Raw genomic sequence first — 20670 nt, 5'->3', positions numbered from 1 at the left:
CTATCATCCGGGAGGTATCCGGGTGGGTGGGCAATCCCGTAATTTATCGGCGGTAAAAGTGGCCGGAATGCGCAGATTTCAGGAATTTCGCACCGACGAAACCCTGGGGGTCAGGCAATTTCAAATGGCACTGCGCAAACTGCGGCAGTTTACGACCCGTTTGGATGGAGTCAAAACTGAACTGGATGTGGATGGAACTATAGATCAAACCAGTAAAAATGCCGGTCGTTTGGAGTTGGTCTGGGATCGTCCGCGCGTCAACGGTCTGAAGGTAATGCTCTTAATGGATGCCGGTGGCTCCATGATTTCTTACAGCCGTTTGTGTAATCAGTTATTTACGGCCGTTAATAAATCCAACCATTTCAAAGACCTGAAAACTTTTTATTTTCACAACTGTATTTATGACTGGCTATATCATGACCCCAGCTGCAGCCAGAGTGATTATACCGAAACCGAATATGTTTTGCGCACCTATAGTCCCGAGTACCGGGTCATAATTGTTGGTGATGCGAGCATGGCGCCCCATGAATTGATGCGTGAGGGTGGGGTAATAGATTGGGATCTATACAATAAACGTCCCGGAATTGAATGGTTGAAGGATATTCGTAAACACTTTGAATATTCGGTGTGGCTGAACCCGATTCCCACTAAATACTGGGACTGGATGGAGGGGAACTTTACCATCCGCACAATCGGCGGGGTATTCCCCATGGAGGAACTGACCGTGGAAGGCCTGGAAAGGGCTATTCGTAAACTCAAGACCAAGCAGTCGGTCGGTTCGGCACTGAGTGTTAAGTAGTTTTTCGCAACCATAGCAATAGGCCTGTCCGTTTATCGGACAGGCCTATTTCAGTTTTATCTGCAGGTATAGTTGGGTTTACGTTTTTCCAGGAATGCTTTCATGCCTTCAGCCCGGTCGGTTCCGGCAAAAAGGAAGGCCCAGGTCTTTTGTTCATAGGCCAGACCAGTTGGCATATCAGCAGTTTCGCTGATACTTATACATTTCTTGGCACAGCGTACTCCCATGGGACTCTTGTAAGCCAGGGCTTTGGCTTGTTTTTTGGCTGCTTCCAGGAGTCCATCGAGAGGGACAACCTTGGTTACCAGACCGATTTTATATGCGGTATCGACATCTATCATATCACCGGTCAGAATCAGATGCCGGGCCCATCCGGAGCCTACTATACGCGGCAGACGCTGAGTTCCGCCCGCACCGGGGATAATGCCGATATTAATTTCCGGTAAGCCAAAAATAGCTCCTTCGGCCGCAATGCGTATATCACAGGCAAGTGCTATTTCCAGTCCGCCGCCCAGAGCCAGACCGGCGATGGCTGCCACATAAGGTTTGGGAGATGCAACCATTCGGTCATGTACGGCATGACATTTGGCGATAAACGTTTCCATTTCCAGCGGTGGTGCTTCCGAGAAATACTTAATATCTCCACCAGCTGCGAACACTTTGGGGCCGCCCCAGATAACTACTGCCTTGACATTATCGTCAGCCTCAATATCGGCAGTGGCGGCAAGCAGGTCAGCAATGGATTGCTGATTGGAAGCATTCATGGCTTCCGGTCGATTGAAGGTAATAATTGCCAGGGGGCCTTCTTTCTCCAGTATTAAAGTTTTAAATTCCATTCCGACATCCTCCTTTAAAAAATAATTTTAGCTTGTAATAAAAATCACATAATGGGATATATTATCAGCGTATATCTTAATCATATCAAGATGTCTTTATTCTGTATAGTATGATAATAAGACAAATTTTAAAATAGATTTTTGTAAAGTACTTAATTAGCCATTTTACGCAGGATTCTTTCGTAAAAAATTCTGAACAAGGCAGTCCATGACGAAAAAGCATGGACTGCGTAATGAATTATGACACAGAGACAAAAAATTACTGCCCGTGATTGGGCCATAAACAAGCTTCTTAATTAAACCTGGTTTAGGGCTTTTTATAGCAGTTGGCGGGGATCTTCTTAAATCTTCGGCTCATCTTGCCTTCCTCACCTACCAACACATTAAAACGGGTAGCCTGTACCTCGTTTTCAAAAGGGAACCAGCCTTGATAACAATCATTACAAACGCATTCTGTCCGGCTGCTGCCTATAAAGCCAAAAATTGGGCCCAACGGGCCTACGATACAGGTGCACAGTATAGCCCGAATAAGGGCGAAGCCGTATTTATGATAGACATAGTTGTCTCCATGGCATTTTGGGCAACGCGAATAAATTCCGGGGGCCCCAACCCCACAATGGGAGCAATGATAATCGTTTTCTAAAACATCTGCGCCGCAGGAGCGACACTTTACGACTTTATCGGTTACTCTATACATTGGTTTTCCCATAGCGGATAACTCCTTTGGCAAGCCCAGTTTTTCTGTCTGGAAATATAGCAGGCGGGGCAAACCTTGCCAGGTAGCCGCGCCGATACGCTAAGCCTGGTTATGTTTGCACATAAAGATATTATAAAGCTTTACTTTAAATTTGCCAGTTAAATTCACAGACAAGCGGACTGTCTGCAACAGTCCGCTTGTCTAACCAGAGGTTAAAATACGCGCTACAATTTGGTTACTACTCCAGGACTAGTAATACATCACCTTCAGCGACCTGCTGGCCAACTTTGACCTTGATCTCCTTAACAATACCACCTTCGGTTGCGAAAATAGGATTTTCCATTTTCATGGCTTCCAGGATTATTATTTCGTCATCTTCAATGATAGTATCCCCTGTCTCAACCATAATCTCCAGAACTTTTCCTGCCATGGGAGCCTCAATATTAGCCATTTTAATTCCTCCTAAGTTTTATATTGTTTATACTTTAAGTAAATATTATCTTTTGTAGTTTGTTCTCGCAAAATACGCCTATAAAGGGTAAATTATTATTAGAGTTTTCTAATACATTTGGTTGTTAAGGAGAATTGAACATGGCAAATAACGTCTCTGATCAAGAGTTTTCCCGACCGCACAAGCATATCAGGCTGCCGGGCAAAAGGATTCATATCTTTCGTGAGGTATCCTCAACCAACAATGTAGCCCGACAAATGGCTATGGCCGGAGCGCCTGAGGGAACTGTGGTAATGAGTCTTTTCCAGAGCGGGGGGCGGGGCAGAATGCAACGCCAGTGGGTGTGTCCGCCCGGGCAGGGACTCTTGCTGTCCATGGTTTTAAGACCGGATATTAAGATTGAGTCCATCCCCCAGCTTACACTATTGGGAGCCGTTGTGACTGCCGAAACAATCTATTTGACTACCGGTTGTACCGCCGGCATCAAATGGCCCAATGATATTCTTATCAACGGCAAAAAGGTCTGTGGGATACTTGCTGAGGGAAGCTTAAGCAGGCGCAAGGTGGAGTATGTTATCATGGGCTTTGGCATAAATATAAATTTAGATCCCGCCCAGCTGCCCGCTGACTGCAGGGATACCAGCACTTCCCTCAACCTGGAAACAGGGCGGCGCGTTTCCCGCATGGAGTTTTTAAAGCGCTTCATGATTAGCTGGGACGAGCATTACCAAAACTACGCCCAGTTCGGTCAACCTTATGTCCGTAGCCAATGGATCAAAAAAAATATTACCCTGGGCAGACAGGTTACCATAAAAAAAGATCAGGATGTCATTCAAGGGGTGGCTGAAGATATTAGTGATAAGGGCGGACTCGTTGTAAGGCGCTTGGATGGAACCAAGCAGGAGTTTCTGGCCGAAGATATCAGTTTGAGAGGATAGGGCGGAAATATAATAAGTTGATCACGCTGTTTTAACCGGTTTTTAATCAGCAAACAGATCAAAAGACACCGTAGGACTATGAATTTAAATTTCCCACACCCGTAAATATTTTTGGTCGCTATAGTTTGCACTTATAAAAGCCGGGATTCTATAGTGGCAATCATAGGGGTTAATAATAAAGCCTGAATTATTAGGGATGATATATCAAAAAAACAATCAGCAGCCCGGTTAAGGTGGCGATTAAACCATAATCCGTCCTGGTTAAGGCCAGCTCGTACAGATAGGTTCTGGGTCCGGGATGGTATCCGCGGGATTCCATGGCATCAACCAAATCGTCACAGCGGCGCAGGATATTAATCGACAAGGGCACGGCCAGGTTGGTGATAGATTTTATCTTGCCGCTGATACGGCGCTGATTGACATTAGCTCCCCGGGCCAGTTGAGCTTCCTTAATGCTGTTCATTTCATCCAGCAGCATAGGTATAAAACGCAAAGCCAGAGAAACTAGCAGAGCAACATTATAAGAAGATATTCCGATAAAGCGTAATGGCCGCAGCAATCTTTCCAGGCCCATGGTTATCTCAGAAGGAGTAGTCGTCATGGTAAGCAGGGAGGCTGCAACAACCAAGAGCAGAAATTTAGAAATCTGGATTATCCCAAGCTGCAGCCCTTCATAGCTGATTTTAACCGGACCGAAGGAAAACCAGGGCAGTGGGTGACCCGGAGTGAAGAAAACATATACCAAAAAGAGAAAGAAAAAAAACGGTAGTACCGGGCGCAGCGAATTTAACAGAGAGCTTACAGGAATACGGGCTATGAGCGAAATCACCAGAAAAAGTGCGGTCACCGCCAGAAGGCCGGTTATATTCATTTGCAATATGATTATACCCAGAACGACTACACCGATCAGCTTAACCCGGGGATCACGGTTGTGAACAGGAGATTGGCGGGGGATATATTGACCTAAATTATACATAATTTCCCGCCTTTTGTAATTTAGAAGTCTTTTCTTGATTCTCCGGCCGAGCCAGTAAAGTCATTATTTCCTCTCGTGCCGCGTCAATCGTAAAAATTGAGGTATCCACATCTTCACCTGCCTGCTTAAGCTGCCACATCAGTTCAGTGATTCTGGGCGGAGCCAGGCCTAGCGACTTAAGCCAGCTTACCTGGCTTAATATATCACCGGGACGACCATCGGCTATGATTTGACCTTTATCCATTACCAGAATACGGTTGGCCAGGGCTGCTTCTTCCATGTTGTGGGTGATATGGATTATGGCTATACCCTCCTGGTTTAATCTTTTAAGCATTGCCAGAACCTTCTCTCTACCCTCCGGATCTAAGGAGGCAGTGGGTTCATCCAGTACAATCACCCGAGGTTTAAGGGCCAGGAGACCAGCCAGAGACAATAGCTGTTTCTGCCCCCCCGAAAGTTTATGCGGAGAACGTTTTTGCATTCCTCCCAAACCCACCATTTCTAAAGAATGATCAACCCGGCGGCGCACTTCAGCGGATGGCAGGCCCAGATTGCCAGGGCCGAAAGCTACATCTTCTTCCACACTCATGCCCACGATTTGATTATCAGGGTTCTGAAAAACCATACCCACCCGACGGCGGATCTCCAAGAGATTCTTAGGATTGCTGGTCAACAGATCATCGACCCGCACTTCGCCTTGAGCAGGGACTAGCAGGGCGTTAAAATGCCGTATCAGAGTGGTTTTGCCACTGCCGTTGGGGCCGATAAGGGCCAGGTATTCACCCGCGGCGATTTCAGTCTCAAGATCCTGGAGGATCGGCGGCTGATCCGGTTCATATTTAAAAGTAAGGTTTTTAACCCGGATCAAATTAGCCATCCTGACCTCCTATAGTTTAAAAGTATTACGCAGTTTAAAAGCAATCAGTACTGCAGCAACGAGTTTGATGAGATCCCCGAACAGGAAAGGTACAACGCCTACCAGCAGTGCCTTAATGACAGACAAATGAGCTACCAGTGAAAGCTGGGTCACACCCACCGTATAGATAACCAGGTTGCCCACCACCAAAGCCATGGTAATCCACACCAGGCTTGGCTCCTGGCGAGCTTCGGTTATTTTGCCGATTATATACGCACCAACGATAAATCCTATCAGGTAACCCCCCGTTGGGCCAAACAAAATGCCCAAACCCGCCTTGCCGCCTGCAAAGACCGGCAAGCCAATGATACCTAGGAGCACATAGACTACCTGGCTTAAGGCCGCGGCAGATCCTCCTAAAAGTACCCCAGCCAGGCTGGTGAAAAGGGTTTGCAGGGTAATGGGAACCGGCTGCATGGGGATAACGATCAGGGAACCGATTGCCGTCAAGGCTCCAAACATAGCCGCATAAACCATGCGTCTTAATTGCGAATGAGATCGGGTAGTTTGATTCACAATATTATTCCCCCGTGTTCAGTGAATTTTTAAATAAGCGGGTGACGCAGGTGGGCTAGGCCGTTTTAGGTGCGTCTTTTTTATTAGTATATTATTGGCAAAAGGCATTGTCAACCAAATTTACAGAAGGGTGTTAACAATAAGCGATCAATTGGATGGTGAGGACAAAAGGCTTATTTCTCCTGACATGACGGTATGAATAGTTCCGGATTGATCGCGAACCAGAAGAAAGCCATGGTCGTCTATATCAACCGCCTGACCTGTCAAAAAGCCATTTAAGGTATCGATTTTCACTTCCCGGCCAATGACCATGGACAGGTTTTTGGCCTTTTCCAGGGTATCCCCGAATCTTCCCTGCAACAGCTTTTGGTAATGATTTTCCAGATTAAAGAGCAGATTTTGCAAAATTTGTACCCGTGGCAGCGGTCTTTGGCATTCGGCTTGGACTGATGTAGCCGGGGTTCTGAAATCGTGCGGAAAATCCGGGGGGAAATTATTAATATTTAGTCCAATACCAACCACGATATATTCGATACTGTCCATATCGGTAACGACTTCGGAGAGAATACCGGCTATTTTTCGGTTATTTATTAATATATCATTGGGCCATTTAATAAGGGGATGCAGATTCAAATCTGTTGCCAAGGTTTCGGCAACAGCTACTGCCGTTAGCAGAGAAACCCGGGATATTTCCTTTAAGGGCAACAGCGGCCGCAGTATTACCGATACATATATGCCTTCCTGGTTGGGTGAGTACCAATCCCGCCCGCGGCGGCCCCGTCCGGCCGTTTGCATTTCCGCTGCTACCACCGTTCCTTCAGGATATCCTTCCGCGGCCAGTTCCCGAGCCCGGTTATTGGTGGAATCCAGTTCTTGGTAATAAAAATAGTGATTCTGGCCAAACTGCTGGGTTGAAAGCCCTTCCAGGACTTCCTGCGGGGATAAAAGATCCGCTGGGACTCTAAGCCGGTAGCCTTTTTTTGAGGAAGATTCTATTTCATACCCATCACTTACAAGCTTCCTGACCTGTTTCCAAACGGTAGTCCGGGATACGCCCAGGACTTCACTTAAAGCCTCACCCGAAACCCATTGTCCTTTACTGTCTTTTAAAGCCTGCAAAACCGTTTCCCGAACCGACATCCCCTATCCCCCCTCCTTTTGGTTGCATTATAACCCAAACCAACCTGAAACCCAAATATGACCAACTACGGCACCGGAACTTATGGGAGCATTTCTTTGGGAAAAATTGGAGATAACCATTTCTTCTTTAAGCTCTTGATTATCACACCGGTTCATTTGTAAATAGTATCACCCGTATATTCCAGCAAATAATACCATAAAAACCAAATATTATAGCAAAGTTGGCGAACAAAAAAACGTCATGACCGCATATATATATTATTACTCAATGCAGTTTTCAAAAACCCTGTATGCAGGCTTTAAAAAAGGAGGGACGATGGTGACAAATAACTTTCAAGCCATTATACAAAAAGACAGGCAGGAAAGGAAGCACAAACTCTGGGAGGGAACCCTCCTTGATTATCTGGAGATTATCAGAGAAAAACCCCAGCTTGCCATGCTGGCTCATGAACGCATGTACGGGCTTTTAGCCGAGCCCGGAGTAGAAATTATCAAGACCGAAGATCACCCCCGCCTGCGCAGAATCTACGGTAATGACACCATAAAAAGATATAAATTTTTTGAGTTTGATTTTTTCGGTATTGATAAAGTTATCATGGATATCATTCGCTATTTTCATTCTGCTACCATGCGCGGCGAAGAATCACGGCAGGTATTGTACCTGGTGGGGCCGGTGGGTTCAGGCAAATCTTCTATTATGGAAGCGCTTAAAAGGGCTCTGGAAAGCAGCAATCCTATTTTTGGTCTGAAAGGCTGCCCTATGCGCGAAGAACCCTTGCATCTTATCCCCAAGCATTTGCGAAGACAGTTCGAGGAATTACTGGGTGTCAGGATAGAAGGTGATCTGTGCCCGGTCTGTCGTTACAGATTGATTCACGAATATGGGGGGGAATATGAGCGCTTTCCGGTACAAACGGTGGATTTCTCCATACGCGGCCGCCAAGGCATAGCCGTAGTGCCCCCGGTAGATCCCAATAATCAAGATGCTTCGGTTCTGGTCGGCTCGGTTGATATATCCAAAATGGATTTATACCCCGAAGATGATCCTCGGGTTTTATCGTTAAATGGGGCTTTTAATGCAGGAAACCGAGGATTAGTGGAATTTATTGAGATATTTAAAAATGACGTGGAATATCTGCATACCATTATTACCGCCACCCAGGAGAAATCCATTCCTTCCCCAGGTAAAGGCCCTATGATTTATTTTGACGGGATTATCCTGGCTCATTCCAATGAAGCCGAGTGGAATAAATTCAAATCAGATCATACCAATGAAGCCATTTTGGATCGGATTGTCAAAATAGAAGTACCCTACTGCCTGGAACTGGATCAGGAAGTAAAAATCTATCAAAAAATCTTAAAGAAAAGTAATTTTAAAGCCCATATTGCTCCGCATACGATTGAGATTGCTTCCATGTTTGCGATTATGAGCCGTTTAAGTCCGTCCAACAAAGTGGATAGCCTTACCAAGATGCGGATTTACAACGGGGAGGAGATTGTAGAAAAGGATTCCACCAAGAAAGTCGATATCCAGGAATTGCGGGATGAATCCTACAAGGAAGGACTATCCGGTGTTTCCACCCGCTTTATAATGAAAGCGATTGATAACGCATTGTCTGAAGCCCATAGTGATTGCATAAACCCGATCTTGGTCATGGAATCTCTGATTAAAGCAGTGCGCTCTACCGATATGAGTGATGAAGAAAAGAAAAAGCTGTTGGGTTTGATCCAGGAAACCTTGAAAATGGAATACAACCGCATTCTGGAAAAAGAAGTAACCCGGGCATTTATCCATGGATATCAGGAACAGGCCGAGACTCTATTTAACAATTATCTGGATCATGCCGAAGCCTATGTTAACAAAACCCGGCTAAAGGATAAAAATACCGGGGAAGAATTGGAGCCGGATGAAAAATTCCTGGAGTCCATCGAAACCCAGCTTGGAATCACCGGGACGGCGGCCAAAGGATTTCGCAGTGATGTGACAGCCTATATGTTTGCCTTGCTGCGCAACCGCAGCAAAATAGATTTTAAAAGCTACGAGCCTTTGAAAGAGGCGATCGAAAAGAAGCTTATCGCCTCGGTGCGTGAATTATCACGGGTGGTTACCCAGGCCCGGGTACGCGATCCGGAGCAGAGCCAGAAATATGATGCCATGGTGGAAGCCATGAAAAACAACGGATATTGTGACCACTGCTGTAATGTCATCTTAAAATATGCCGCTAATAATCTGTGGAAGGATTAAGGTGAACCGTATGGCAATATTTCGTGAACAAAAGCGGGGTGGCCGGGATCGCAGCGCGGAGGATCGCAGCCGCCACCGCCGTCTGGTTGAGGAGGTAATCAAACGCAATCTAGGCAATATCATTGCTGAGGAAAGTATTATTGGGCAAAACCAGGGGAAAATCTTCAAAATACCGATTCGGGGATTGAAAGAATACCAGTTTATCTATGGTGAGAACCGTCCTGGGGTAGCGGCCGGCAAGGGAGAAGAAAAACGCGGGCAGCGTATTTCCGGGGTGGGGGATAAACGAATGTCCGGCTCTGGAGATGGAGCTGGGCAAGGTGAAGGTGATGAGATCTATGAAACCGAAATCACCCTGGAAGAGCTGGTAAACTACCTTTTTGAAGATTTAAACCTGCCTTTTATGGAAAGGAAGAAGCTATCCCTGCTGGAGACCGAGAGCAGCAACAAACGCTGGGGGATTCAACGCAAGGGCATCCCCCCGCGGCTGGCTAAAAAACGTACCATGGTCGAGCGGATTAAGAGGATGAAGTCCGGTCAGCGTATTGAGTCTGGCCAAGACGAGATAATTGATCCTCCCGAACGTTTTCCTTTTAGTGAAAATGACCTGCGTTATCAGCGGCTTAAGGAACAACTGAGGCCGGAATCCAATGCGGTGGTGATCTGTATAATGGACAATTCCGGATCTATGTACCTGAGCAAGAAATTCATAGCGCGCAGCTTTTTTTTCCTGCTCTATCAATTTGTTCGTTACCGTTATGTAAATGTGGAGCTCGTTTTTATCAACCATACTACTGTGGCCAAGGAAGTGAACGAGGATGATTTTTTTCATCGCGGCGAATCCGGGGGAACCATGATCAGCAGCGGTTACGAAAAAGCCCTGGAGATCATAGCGGAACGTTTCAGCCCCGCTATCTGGAATATTTATGCCTTTCATTGCAGCGATGGCGACAACTGGCCTGAAGACAATGACAAGGCCCTCCTGAAGGCCGGCGAACTTTGCGGTATATGTAATTTATTTGGCTATGGAGAGATAGTCTCTACCTGGACTCCGGGTGAAACCATGTCTGAAATCTTCGAAAAAGAAATAAAGGTGCGTAATTTCCTGTCGGTTAAAATGGGGAGCAAGGAAGATATCTGGCCGGCTTTTAAAAAACTTTTGACTATTGCAGAAAAGGAGGGCAGGGATGAGCCGCGAATATAGTCTGCAGGAATTAAAAAAATGGGATGAGCAGATCGAAGCTCTGGTAAAGGAGAATGGTCTTATCCCTTATCCCCAGGAGTTTGAAATCTGTGATTACGAAGAAATGATCAACTATGAGGCTTATCTGGGCATGCCGGCCCGCTATCCGCATTGGAGTTTCGGCAAAGCTTACGAGCGTAAAAAAACCTTCTATCGTTATAATCTCACCGGTCTGCCTTATGAGATGGTGATTAACACCAACCCCTGTCTGGCATATCTGATGAAAGATAATACCCTGCTTTTGCAAATCCTTACCATGGCTCATGTTTATGGACATAATGATTTTTTTCGCAATAACCGAATGTTTCGGGATGGAACCCGGGCTGATCTGGCGCTGGAGATGTTTAAGTCCCATGGTCAAAGAATACGAAGCTATGTTAGTGATCCCGGCATCGGCTATGTCAAGGTGGAACGTATCCTGGATGCGGCCCACGCTTTGCGGCTGCAGGTATATCGCCAGGTAGGGGAGAAACGTTTAAATGAAGCCGAAATAAAGGAGAGGCTCCTTAAAAAAGCGCTGCCACCCTCGCAGGAGCACCCCCTGCTCAACCCCCCCGCCAATATCCAGCCGCCTGATCTTAATGCTATTCCTCTGCAGCCGGAGGAAGATATTCTGTGGTTTTTGGCTCGCTATGCCCCCCTGAAGGAATGGGAAAAGGATATTTTGCAGATAGTGCGGGAGGAATCCTTTTACTTCCTGCCGCAGATTGAGACCAAGATAATGAATGAGGGCTGGGCCAGCTTTTGGCATTACCATTTGCTCAAACAGTTGGAACTGCCCCAGGGGCTGTATCTGGAATTTATGACTTGGCACAACCGGGTTATAAGGCCCCACGAGGGCAGTCTTAATCCTTACCAGATTGGGTTTGCTATTTTTAATGATCTGGCCGAAAAACATCGGGATAATCCCAACTTTATTTTTCAAGTGCGGGAACTGGAGCGCGATGCCTCCTTTATTCGCCGCTATTTGACAGAAGAATTATGTCGCCGGTTAAATCTATTTGAATATCGGAAGAACAACCGCGATTATCTGATAAGTGAGGTGGCTGATGAAAGCGGTTGGCAGCAAATCCGGGATACTTTGGCAAATCAGGTTGGGCTGGGGATGGTTCCTAACATAAGAGTAATCGAGGTAAAAAAGGGAGAAAATCTGCTCTGCTTGGAACATGAATGGGAAGGAAAAGAATTGCAAATCAAATACGCCCATGAAACGCTAAAATACATCGCCCAATTATGGGGGGGCAAAGTCCGTCTGAAAACCCAGGTACGCAATACCGGTCAAATCCTGGAAGCAGAGCCCTGAGTTGAAAGCGGTATCTTTACTGCCCTGCGGTTGATCATGGATTTATAGTTTAAGGTAGGAGTATAATAACAAGTAGAGAATACTATGCAGTATCAAGCACCGGGGGAAGGGGTATAAACTTTGCATAACGGGAACAGAGTAGAGATTGTGGTGGATGGTGTAACTGGAGTTGGAAAATCCAGCCTGGTAAAGATTATCTGTGAGGAGCTTCACTTAAAACCATTTAGTGAGATGTTTGAGGATGAAAACCGGCTTTTGCACAAATTTTTTTATGACCGTGAGAAATGGGCTTTCCCTATGCAGACGAACTTTCTAACCAACCGCTTTAAACAGTACCAGCAGGCTATGAAGGTGGGACAAGCCGTGATGGATCGCTCCATTTATTCAGATCGTATATTTGCCCGTATGTATCTGGAACATGGTTACTTAAGCCCTGAAGAATATGCGGTTTATAACAACCTTTTAAATACTATGCTGGAACATGTAAATCCACCGCGGTTGCTGGTTTATTTAAAAGTGCCCACCGATGAGGCCATCCGTCGAATCCACAAACGGGGTCGGCCTGATGAGATAGAAGTTGAAAGGGAATACTGGGATCTGCTCAATAAATACTATGAGGATAATTACAAAGATTTTAATCTGGCTAAATTATTAGTTTTGGAAGTGGAAAAACTTGATTATGTGCATATCCAGGAAGACCGTGAATATGTCATGGAAAAAATCAAAGATACCATACGCTCCCTGGAAAGAACCGAGTTGATCCTTTAAAATAAGGGTTAATCTCTGGCGGCATTTTAAACGTTTTTTAAAGTGATAAGATAATTTACGAAGACAGGTTAAGCCGTAAGGCCCCTGCTATTTTAAAGAAAGGTTGTTGTCGGTATGATCTTGGCCCTGGGAATATTTGCCGGGATTTTGCTTTTTCTATATTCGTTATATTTTATACGTATTATAAAGGGCAAGCCCCAGGACTTTGAAATAGAATTATTGAAATCCATGACCCAATGGATGGTGCAGCAGGGAAGATCCAGCAAGGGGCAACTATGGGCAATGTATTTTTTTTCCGTATTGCTGGAGCTGACCTATTTTATATTGGTTCTATTGGTCATAAAAAATCCCTTTATACAGTTTTTCACTGCCCTGCTGGCTGGGGTGGAAACGTTTCATCTTGCGTCAACGGCCGTCAGTTTTCGGCGTTTTTTTGCCGGGCAAACGATGATTTCCCAGCTTTTCAACTGGGGCATGGAGCGGATGAGTGCAATTCTGTTTTTTACCCACAGCCTGCTGGTTCTGGTTACCTTACTGTTCTTTTAATAAGTTAATAGACGCGGGTAACGCGGATTTCCGCGGATTCACGCGGTTTTAATAGACACAGATAACACAGATAAGACAGATTTACACAGCAACCTTAATTATGAACGAAGTTCATATCAGTAGTACCCGCAGGGTGCAACCTTAATTATGAACGAAGTTCATATCAGTAGTGCCCGCAGGGTGCAACCTTAATTATGAACGACGTTCATATCAGTAGCGGAAGCTTTAGCTTCCGTTGGGAAGCAAAGCTTCCCCGTCCGTATCGCAAACCATATAGTAAGAAATAGATTTCTAATAGACGCGGATCACGCGGATTTCCGCGGATTTACGCAGTTTTAATAGACCCAGATAACACAGATAAGACAGATTTACACAGCAACCTTAATTATGAACGAAGTTCATATCAGTAGTCCCCGCAGGGTGCAACCTTAATAGCGACCGTTAGGGAGCATCAGTAGTGCCCGCAGGGGGCAACCTTAATTATGAACGAAGTTCATATCAGTAGTGCCCGTAGGGTGCAACCTTAATAGCGACCGTTAGGGAGCATCAGTAGTGCCCGTAGGGTGCAACCTTAATTATGAACGAAGTTCATATCTGTAGCGGAAGCTTTAGCTTCCGTTGGGAAGCAAAGCTTCCCCGTCCGTATCGCAAACCATATAGTAAGAAAATAGATTTCTAATAGACGCGGATTAATTAGACACAGATTTAATCCGCGTCTATTTTAAGATTTGGCAAAGCATAACAGAGCCATAAAATGATTTTTTTAAATCTCATCATTTCCATTGGCTGTCGGGGTTGTCTTTTTTATGGTCTGGGAGGTTAGCATAGGAATGAACTGCTTTTTTACGTTCATGCCCAGAACTACGTAGTAGGACACACCGGCCTGGAGTTCGAATCTGCACCGACCAGATATGCTTTTTACCTCAATGTCGAAGTAGCGCTGCCATTCGCTGATTTCATACAGTCTTAAGACGATCCGCTCGGGATCGGGAATGGTATCGTGTTGTTGGGCTGTGCGCGCTAGTTTTTCCTGGCTTAAATTCCAATAGGCAAACCAGGTGTTGTTTTTATGACCGATGAATTTTATCGAATCTTGGGGAAGATAGAGCTCACTTTCTCCGTAGGAAGATAATTCCGCCGCTAATTCATAATTAAAGCGGGGAATCTTAGTGCGAATATTTTCCGTTTCCCTGATGGTGGACAGCACCCAGTACAACAATATAATGAGCAGTGATGACACAATAAGGATAAATAAAACGGGAGTCATTTTTCAACCTCCTTGTCGGGACACTAACTGAAAGTTTCTCAGCAGCCTTCATTTTAATTATTATGTCCGTTAGGGTCGATTCATAAGCAGATTATGTCTTGATTAAGAATTTTTGAATTCGCTCCCCCAGGTATGAATAAGGTATAATGATAGGCATTGAAGGGGGTTTACTAATGGTTGCCAAACCACGTTGGGGTTTCCTGGATATTATCATTGTCTATCTGGGCATTTTAGGTACAGGTATAATAGTATCCCTGCTGGGCAGCAACATACCTCAGATAGCTGCAGGATTTGGTCTGGGTGATATTGGTTTTTTCCTTTTTGCTTTCCTGCTTCAGTTCCTAGCTACCATTGGTTTGGTATATATTATGGCAGTAGTGGTGGCACAGGGCAGTTGGTCTGATTTAGGAATAAAAAGCACCCATCCCAATAACTACCTGGAATACGGCGTGCTAGGCGGAGTTTTATTAGTCATTCTGGTCGTTTTTTTGGGGGCGTTTATAAAACAGTTTCAACCGGAATTGCCGCCTCAGTATTATGAAGAAATGCTGCGATCAGCGGGTAATTTACCGGTTTTTATACCCGTTTTTTTAGCCGGGGTCGTCCTGGCACCGATCTCCGAAGAAATTTTTTATCGGGGTATGGTCTACCCGGTATTCAGAGAATATCTGGGCCCTTTTTGGGGAGCCATTGGAGCCGGTTTGATTTTCGGACTGGCGCATTGGGATTTATGGCGGGCTTTGCCTCTTTCCATCGGCGGTGCCGTATTGTGCTATATATATGAAAAGACCGGGAGCATTTGGGTTCCTGCCGTTGCTCATGGAATCTGGAACGGCACCATGGCTCTGGCCGTTTACTTGAGTATATTTAAGGGATTGGTATAAGGTTTTTTATAGATGCGGATTTACGCACTTTAAAAGAAATTAAACTAGGGAAGATTAGCCCCGCCAAATAAATTTTCACCTTTGCCGGTTAAAATTACTACATCCAGGTCATCATCTTTGCGCAAATCATCAAAAACCGGTCGAGATCATTGAGCAGTCCCCGGTTAACAAATTTAACCGGCGGCTGGTATATGTAGATACCGTAATATTATTATGTTCTCCGGTAACAAACACTTACAGCCCATTATCTCCCCTTTTTGTTAATCAAAAAACAGTATTAGAAGAAAAAAACGGATAAACAATATTTGTAATACTACTCCATGTCACTCATATTAAGTGACACAGAAGACCGTCCCCTCGGCTTGACAAAACATTAATAATAATGTCTTAATATGTTAAGGAGAGGTGAAAGAAAATGCCCATATACGAATACAAATGCGGTAATTGCGGACGATTTGAAAAACTACAAAAATTCAGCGATGCTGTGCTAACTGAGTGCCCCACTTGCAACGGGCCAGTACAGCGGTTGATAAGCAGAAACGTAGGGATTGTTTTTAAAGGTTCAGGTTTTTACCAGACTGATAAGGCTCATTTGCAAGACCGGGCACGAAGCCTAAATCAGGAAAGGCAGAAGGATAACGAGGCTCTGCTGGATGCTGATATAGGTTCTTTTGTAGAACAGTCCGATAATACTACCAGCAAAGTTTTGGAAGCTTAAAATCCCCAGCTGGGGATTTTTTATTTATTCCGGTTTATCCCAAAAGAGGATCTTAGCATGATCTGGCGAACTGAACAAATAAGATCAGCTCGCAGGGAGGGGCATATGGCAGTTATAAATATATTGGAAAAAATCGTCTGGGACAATCTGGGGGATGTTATAAAAAGAAAAGCTGGGGCCTGTGATTGTGACATATGTAGAGCGGATATGGCCGCCTACGCTCTTAACCATTTGAAGCCCAGATATGTGGCAACTTCAAAGGGCGAGACGTTTTCTAAAGCAGCATATCTGGATAACCAGCTGTATATGACTGTTATAGTTGCCCTGACCGAGGCGGTGGAGGTAGTCTCAGCCAAACCCCGCCACGAAGGAAAATAAGATGAAAGAAGTTACAATTTATACGGATGGAGCCTGTTCGGGTAACCCTGGTCCGGGAGGATGGGGCGCGGTATTGCTATATAAGGATGAGCGCAAGGAAATATACGGCAGCGAAAGCGACACCACCAACCAGCGTATGGAAATTAAAGCGGTTATTGAAGCCCTGCGGACTTTAAAGGTCAGCAATTGGGATATTGTAGTTTATTCGGATAGCGCATATGTGGTCAATGCCATTGAGCAGAATTGGTTAGAAAACTGGCAGAAGAATGGTTGGAAAAACAGCAAGAAAGAACCTGTAGCCAACCAGGACTTATGGCGGGAGCTTATCCCCCTGATGCGGAAAAACCGGGTACGTATGGTAAAAGTAAAAGGCCATGCCGGCAATACCTGGAACGAACGTTGTGACCAGCTGGCCCGCCTGGGGGTTAAAGAAAACCGGGAGGTGTAAAATATGTTCAGCCAAGAGATTAAATCGACCGTTCAACTCATCAAGAATTCGAACTATACTGTTGTGGTAAGCGGGGCTGGAATTAGCACTGAAGCAGGAATCCCTGATTTTAGAGGTCAAAATGGTATTTACCGGCAACTGGGTGAAGACCAGGTAATGCGTATTATAAATATTGATTTTTTTAATCGTTATCCGGAAGAATTTTACCAAAATTACCGTCAGTATTTTAATTTTCCTCAGGTTGAACCGAGTCCAGCCCATATGGCACTTGCAGACCTGGAAAAAAAAGGATACATTAAAGGCATCGTCACGCAAAACATAGATAATCTGCACCAGTTGGCAGGCAGCAGGAATGTAATTCCTATTCACGGCAATGCCCAGGAATTTATTTGTACTGCTTATCACTGCCGCCGGATTTATGATCTGGACTTCTACGCAAATAGTCGGGAAAACGTGCCCAAATGCGAGATCTGTGGGGCAGTTGTAAAACCTAACGTGGTTTTGTTTGGAGAGAATATCAACAACTATATGGGGGCTCGGGAAATGATCCTGGATGCCCGCCTGCTCATTGTGATTGGCTCATCCTTAACCGTTTATCCGCTGGCTGGTTTTGTATCTGAGTATTGCAATACGTCCAGGGATTTGGTGATTATTAATAAAGGCCCGACCCAACTGGATTATGCTGCTCGGGTAAAAATTGATCCTGGAACCGGCTCAACCGGTGAGGTGCTGGCAGAAATATGTCAACAACTAGGCTGAAGTAGAACCCGGAAAACTCAAAAGAATCAGGAATGCCTAGGGGAGGATATACGGTAATGCAGAGTATCGGTGATAAAATTAGCACCTTTCTGGTAAAGAGAAAACTGGCATCCTATGGTGACAATCTGCTGGCCAAAAATCCGGGAGAATTCTTTCTGGGCAGGGGTGCTGAAGTTCATGTGGGTAATAATGTCCTTCTGGAGCGCAAGGTGCGTTTCTCCTTGGGGGACAATGCCCGCGTCTATGTGGGTGACAATACATATTTAAGCGATTTTGCCAATGTATTGGCTTTGAAGGAAATTCACATCGGCAAGGATTGTGCAATTTCCTGGCATGTGCTTTTTATGGATACTTCTTCCCATCCCTTCGGGATAACAGGGGAAATTCCTACTACCAAGATTGCTCCCATCCGGGTGGAAGATCATGTCTGGATCGGTTGCCGGGCAGTTATTTTAAAAGGAGTTACCATAGGCGAAGGGGCCATCGTTGCCAATAATGCCGTGGTAACCAGGGATGTCCCGCCAGGTACTCTGGTAGGCGGTAATCCAGCTCGGGTGATTAAAAAGGATGTTATCTGGGAATGAACAAGATCAAGGTATATCAATCCGAGGAAAATGGCAAAATAGTTCTGGGGGTAGACATACAGGATCCACATGCTAACCTGCAGGATTTGTTGGATGTTTGGCAACCGCTGTGTGATGATACCCTGATTCGCAAGGAATATGCGTTGGGGTTTCACGATGTTTGCAAGGGCTGTCAGGTGAATTGCTGCCAGACGGCCTATGTGATCCCCGATATAATAGCATTTAAAAAGATAGCCCGGGAATTGCATCTGGATCAGGCTACGTTTATTGAAAAGTATTTTCAACCGGAAAAAGTTACCGCTGGGTTACTGCGCTTACATCCTAACCATTGTGTTTTTCTGAAGGGGAAAATCTGCAGTATATATGCTGTGCGATCTCTCCTCTGTCGTTTTTATATCTGTACACCGCTGGCCGGCGCAACCGAAGAGTTAATCTATAAAATCAGTTGGACTGGAGCGGCTGCCACCCAGATATATGCCGAAAGCCAGGGGCTGTTGCCCTCAGGTAAGGACGGGCCTTTAACCAGTTTTGACCAACTCTTGGTTAACCTGCTCAAAGAATATCAGGGAACCAAGATGGTGGAAGCTTTTCTGCAAGCGAATGATTACAAAGATGTCCCTCTGGAAATGTTTTTACCTTAAAATCTAGGAGATGTAATGATAATTTTAAACGTAAATACCGATGACCCCATCCGGGTGATTAGAAAATATGAAACCAAGCCAGCTCACCTGCTCGCCATAACTTGCCCTCCCCAAGGAAAAAAATACCATCTGATTTACAGCCTGGAACCAACCCTTAGTCCCCAAAGGTAACCTAATCGGCACAAGGAGACGCTTTTTGTGTGTCCTTGTGCCTATTTACTTATAAAGTTTTTTTTTAGCAGGATTTATCGAAATAATAAGGAATTACTCCTTTGTTATACTTATTTATTCAAAAAGGAGGGTACTGGTTTTGAAAATGAGAGGAAAAAGGAAGTTAGCACTAATTTTATGTGTGTTGATGCTGACAACCTTGGTTGCGGGTTGTGGCGGAGATAAAAAATCCGACACCATAAAGCTGGGTTTTTTGGGAGCTAAGACTGGTGAAGTAGCTAACTACGGGATTCCGGCTGAAAAAGGCATGCAATTGGCGATTGAGGAAATCAATCAGTCCGGAGGCGTTTTAGGGAAAAAGCTGGTAGGAATATATGATGACAATAAGGGAGACAGCAGTGAAATAGCAAATATTGCCACTAAATATGCAACCCAAGATAAAGTGGCAGCGATGGTGGGGGATCCCTGTACCGGTTTAACCAAAGTGGCCGCCAAAATAGCTCAGACGAATCAAGTCGTTTTGTTTTCCGGTGGTGCAACCGGAACCGGCGTGGTTGAAATAGGAGATTATGTTTTCCGTAATACCCTCTTAGATCAATTTGCGGTTCCAGTGGTCGTGGATTGGATGATTAACCAGCAGGGTTGGAAAAACATTGCTGTTATTACTTCTTTAAACAATGGGTACAGCACTGCCTTGACACCGGTGTTCAAAGATGCCATCAAAAAGCAAGGCGGCAAGATTGTTCTGGAAGAGAGCATCAACGACAAAGAAACCAATTTCACCGCCCAGGTTACCAAATTAAAAAATGCGCATGCCGATGTATTGGTTTTCACAGGTTATTATACGGAAGCCGCCCTGATAATGACTGAGATTCAAAAAAAGGGTCTTGATATTAATCTAATCGGTGGAGATGGTCTGTACGGCTCTGATCTGGCCAAGTTGGGGAAAAAGGCGGTTGAAGAAAAGGTTATATTCTACTGCGGATTTTCCAGTGACAAGCCCAGTCCGGAATCAGCCAAATTCGTTGCAGCTTATAAGGAAAAATACAATGAAGAGCCCGATATGTTTTCAGCTCAATACTATGATGCAGTTATGATTCTTGCTAAAGCGATGCAAGATGCAAATAGCGCTGATCCCAAGGTATTTAAGAATGAATTAGCCAAATTAAAAGATTATCCGGGGGTCTCCGGTATAACCTCCTTCAGGGAGGATCGGGAGCCTTTAAAGAGCACCGTTTTCCTGCAGACGGTCAAGGATGGTAAATGGGCTCTGGTAGATAGGATTCCGATTAAATACTAGTATATCCCGATATTTAAGCGGCCCGATCAGAATTGATCGGGCTGTTTTTAGTTAATAGATGCGGATAACGCGGATTTACACGGTTTTTTTAATAATATTCAACCATCGTAGCGCAAGCTTTAGCTCCCGCGGGGGAAGCTAAAGCC

Annotated in this window: 24 protein-coding genes; 16 read left to right on the top strand and 8 right to left on the bottom strand. The window is 45.1% G+C overall.

Features of this window, described 5'->3' with window-relative positions; translation table 11 throughout:
* Nucleotides 1–799: VWA domain-containing protein (locus AAV90_RS15435; protein WP_242847538.1), on the top strand; the 799-nt coding region annotated here is incomplete at its 5' end.
* Nucleotides 800–855: 56 nt separating this feature from the next.
* Here the strand turns inward: AAV90_RS15435 and AAV90_RS09930 are convergent.
* The 3 genes from AAV90_RS09930 to AAV90_RS09920 all read right to left on the bottom strand — a co-directional run bounded on the left by AAV90_RS09930 (nt 856) and on the right by AAV90_RS09920 (nt 2783).
* On the bottom strand, nt 856–1635 hold the full coding sequence (locus tag AAV90_RS09930) for an enoyl-CoA hydratase/isomerase family protein (protein WP_046498452.1): 780 nt from the start codon (nt 1633–1635) through the stop codon (nt 856–858).
* Between the two features lie 307 nt (nt 1636–1942).
* Nucleotides 1943–2344, bottom strand: coding sequence for a hypothetical protein (locus tag AAV90_RS09925; protein WP_242847537.1), 402 nt, complete (start codon nt 2342–2344; stop codon nt 1943–1945).
* Nucleotides 2345–2570: 226 nt separating this feature from the next.
* Nucleotides 2571–2783 (bottom strand): biotin/lipoyl-containing protein, encoded by a 213-nt coding sequence (locus tag AAV90_RS09920; RefSeq protein ID WP_046498449.1) that lies wholly within the window; start codon nt 2781–2783, stop codon nt 2571–2573.
* A 140-nt stretch (nt 2784–2923) separates the two neighbouring features.
* On the opposite strand from AAV90_RS09920, the gene AAV90_RS09915 reads away from it, so the two are divergent.
* On the top strand, nt 2924–3721 hold the full coding sequence (locus AAV90_RS09915; RefSeq protein ID WP_046498446.1) for a biotin--[acetyl-CoA-carboxylase] ligase: 798 nt from the start codon (nt 2924–2926) through the stop codon (nt 3719–3721).
* A gap of 190 nt (nt 3722–3911) precedes the next feature.
* Here the strand turns inward: AAV90_RS09915 and AAV90_RS09910 are convergent, their stop codons facing one another.
* The 4 genes from AAV90_RS09910 to AAV90_RS09895 form a co-directional block, all read right to left on the bottom strand.
* The gene (locus AAV90_RS09910) at nt 3912–4697 is read right to left on the bottom strand and encodes an energy-coupling factor transporter transmembrane component T family protein (protein WP_046498443.1); all 786 of its coding nucleotides are present in this window, start codon (nt 4695–4697) and stop codon (nt 3912–3914) included.
* Entirely contained in the window at nt 4690–5574 is an 885-nt protein-coding gene (locus AAV90_RS09905) for an energy-coupling factor transporter ATPase (protein WP_046498442.1), read from the bottom strand. Before AAV90_RS09905 ends, AAV90_RS09910 begins: the two co-directional genes overlap by 8 nt.
* A 9-nt stretch (nt 5575–5583) precedes the next feature.
* Nucleotides 5584–6129 (bottom strand): biotin transporter BioY, encoded by a 546-nt coding sequence (locus AAV90_RS09900; protein ID WP_242847536.1) that lies wholly within the window; start codon nt 6127–6129, stop codon nt 5584–5586.
* Nucleotides 6130–6276: 147 nt separating this feature from the next.
* Nucleotides 6277–7269, bottom strand: a complete 993-nt coding sequence (locus tag AAV90_RS09895; protein WP_046498440.1) for a biotin--[acetyl-CoA-carboxylase] ligase — start codon at nt 7267–7269, stop codon at nt 6277–6279.
* Nucleotides 7270–7585: 316 nt separating this feature from the next.
* On the opposite strand from AAV90_RS09895, the gene AAV90_RS09890 reads away from it, so the two are divergent.
* The 5 genes from AAV90_RS09890 (at nt 7586) to AAV90_RS09870 (ending at nt 13374) form a co-directional block, all read left to right on the top strand.
* On the top strand, nt 7586–9514 hold the full coding sequence (locus AAV90_RS09890; protein ID WP_046498437.1) for a PrkA family serine protein kinase: 1929 nt from the start codon (nt 7586–7588) through the stop codon (nt 9512–9514).
* A 10-nt stretch (nt 9515–9524) separates the two neighbouring features.
* Nucleotides 9525–10718, top strand: a complete 1194-nt coding sequence (locus AAV90_RS09885; protein ID WP_046498584.1) for a YeaH/YhbH family protein — start codon at nt 9525–9527, stop codon at nt 10716–10718.
* Entirely contained in the window at nt 10702–12060 is a 1359-nt protein-coding gene (locus AAV90_RS09880) for a SpoVR family protein (protein WP_046498434.1), read from the top strand. Before AAV90_RS09885 ends, AAV90_RS09880 begins: the two co-directional genes overlap by 17 nt.
* A 120-nt stretch (nt 12061–12180) precedes the next feature.
* On the top strand, nt 12181–12828 hold the full coding sequence (locus AAV90_RS09875; protein WP_046498431.1) for a deoxynucleoside kinase: 648 nt from the start codon (nt 12181–12183) through the stop codon (nt 12826–12828).
* Between the two features lie 114 nt (nt 12829–12942).
* Nucleotides 12943–13374 carry a hypothetical protein gene (locus AAV90_RS09870; RefSeq protein WP_046498429.1) on the top strand — a complete coding sequence of 144 codons (432 nt, stop codon included), beginning with the start codon at nt 12943–12945 and terminating at the stop codon, nt 13372–13374.
* 763 nt (nt 13375–14137) lie between these two features.
* On the opposite strand, the gene AAV90_RS09865 is transcribed toward AAV90_RS09870, so the two are convergent.
* On the bottom strand, nt 14138–14641 hold the full coding sequence (locus tag AAV90_RS09865; RefSeq protein WP_046498427.1) for a DUF4912 domain-containing protein: 504 nt from the start codon (nt 14639–14641) through the stop codon (nt 14138–14140).
* Between the two features lie 173 nt (nt 14642–14814).
* Here AAV90_RS09865 and AAV90_RS09860 point away from each other — a divergent pair, with 173 nt between their 5' ends.
* The 9 genes from AAV90_RS09860 (at nt 14815) to AAV90_RS09825 (ending at nt 20524) form a co-directional block, all read left to right on the top strand.
* Nucleotides 14815–15525 (top strand): CPBP family intramembrane glutamic endopeptidase, encoded by a 711-nt coding sequence (locus AAV90_RS09860; RefSeq protein WP_046498424.1) that lies wholly within the window; start codon nt 14815–14817, stop codon nt 15523–15525.
* Between the two features lie 415 nt (nt 15526–15940).
* Nucleotides 15941–16243: an FmdB family zinc ribbon protein gene (locus AAV90_RS09855; protein WP_046498423.1), complete on the top strand. Its 303-nt coding sequence runs from the start codon at nt 15941–15943 to the stop codon at nt 16241–16243.
* A 105-nt stretch (nt 16244–16348) separates the two neighbouring features.
* Nucleotides 16349–16621, top strand: a complete 273-nt coding sequence (locus AAV90_RS09850; protein ID WP_046498581.1) for a late competence development ComFB family protein — start codon at nt 16349–16351, stop codon at nt 16619–16621.
* A 1-nt stretch (nt 16622) separates the two neighbouring features.
* A complete protein-coding gene (gene rnhA, locus AAV90_RS09845) occupies nt 16623–17069 on the top strand; it encodes a ribonuclease HI (protein ID WP_046498420.1) in 447 nt (148 codons plus the stop codon).
* 3 nt (nt 17070–17072) lie between these two features.
* Nucleotides 17073–17828 carry an SIR2 family NAD-dependent protein deacylase gene (locus AAV90_RS09840; protein WP_046498418.1) on the top strand — a complete coding sequence of 252 codons (756 nt, stop codon included), beginning with the start codon at nt 17073–17075 and terminating at the stop codon, nt 17826–17828.
* Between the two features lie 56 nt (nt 17829–17884).
* Nucleotides 17885–18412: an acyltransferase gene (locus AAV90_RS15605; RefSeq protein ID WP_052729720.1), complete on the top strand. Its 528-nt coding sequence runs from the start codon at nt 17885–17887 to the stop codon at nt 18410–18412.
* Complete coding sequence (locus tag AAV90_RS09830; RefSeq protein WP_046498415.1) at nt 18409–19053, top strand: YkgJ family cysteine cluster protein; 645 nt, start codon at nt 18409–18411, stop codon at nt 19051–19053. The genes AAV90_RS15605 and AAV90_RS09830 overlap by 4 nt, the downstream gene beginning before the upstream one ends.
* Nucleotides 19054–19068: 15 nt before the next feature.
* A complete protein-coding gene (locus AAV90_RS14920) occupies nt 19069–19224 on the top strand; it encodes a hypothetical protein (RefSeq protein WP_157609539.1) in 156 nt (51 codons plus the stop codon).
* A 145-nt stretch (nt 19225–19369) separates the two neighbouring features.
* Nucleotides 19370–20524: an ABC transporter substrate-binding protein gene (locus AAV90_RS09825; protein ID WP_046498576.1), complete on the top strand. Its 1155-nt coding sequence runs from the start codon at nt 19370–19372 to the stop codon at nt 20522–20524.
* The last annotated feature ends 146 nt before the right edge of the window (nt 20525–20670 follow it).

Origin of the sequence: Syntrophomonas zehnderi OL-4 (assembly GCF_000983115.1) — a bacterium.
Lineage (GTDB): Bacteria > Bacillota > Syntrophomonadia > Syntrophomonadales > Syntrophomonadaceae > Syntrophomonas_B > Syntrophomonas_B zehnderi.
Note: the sequence above shows the minus strand (reverse complement) of the source record. Positions and strands in the feature narration are given on the sequence as shown.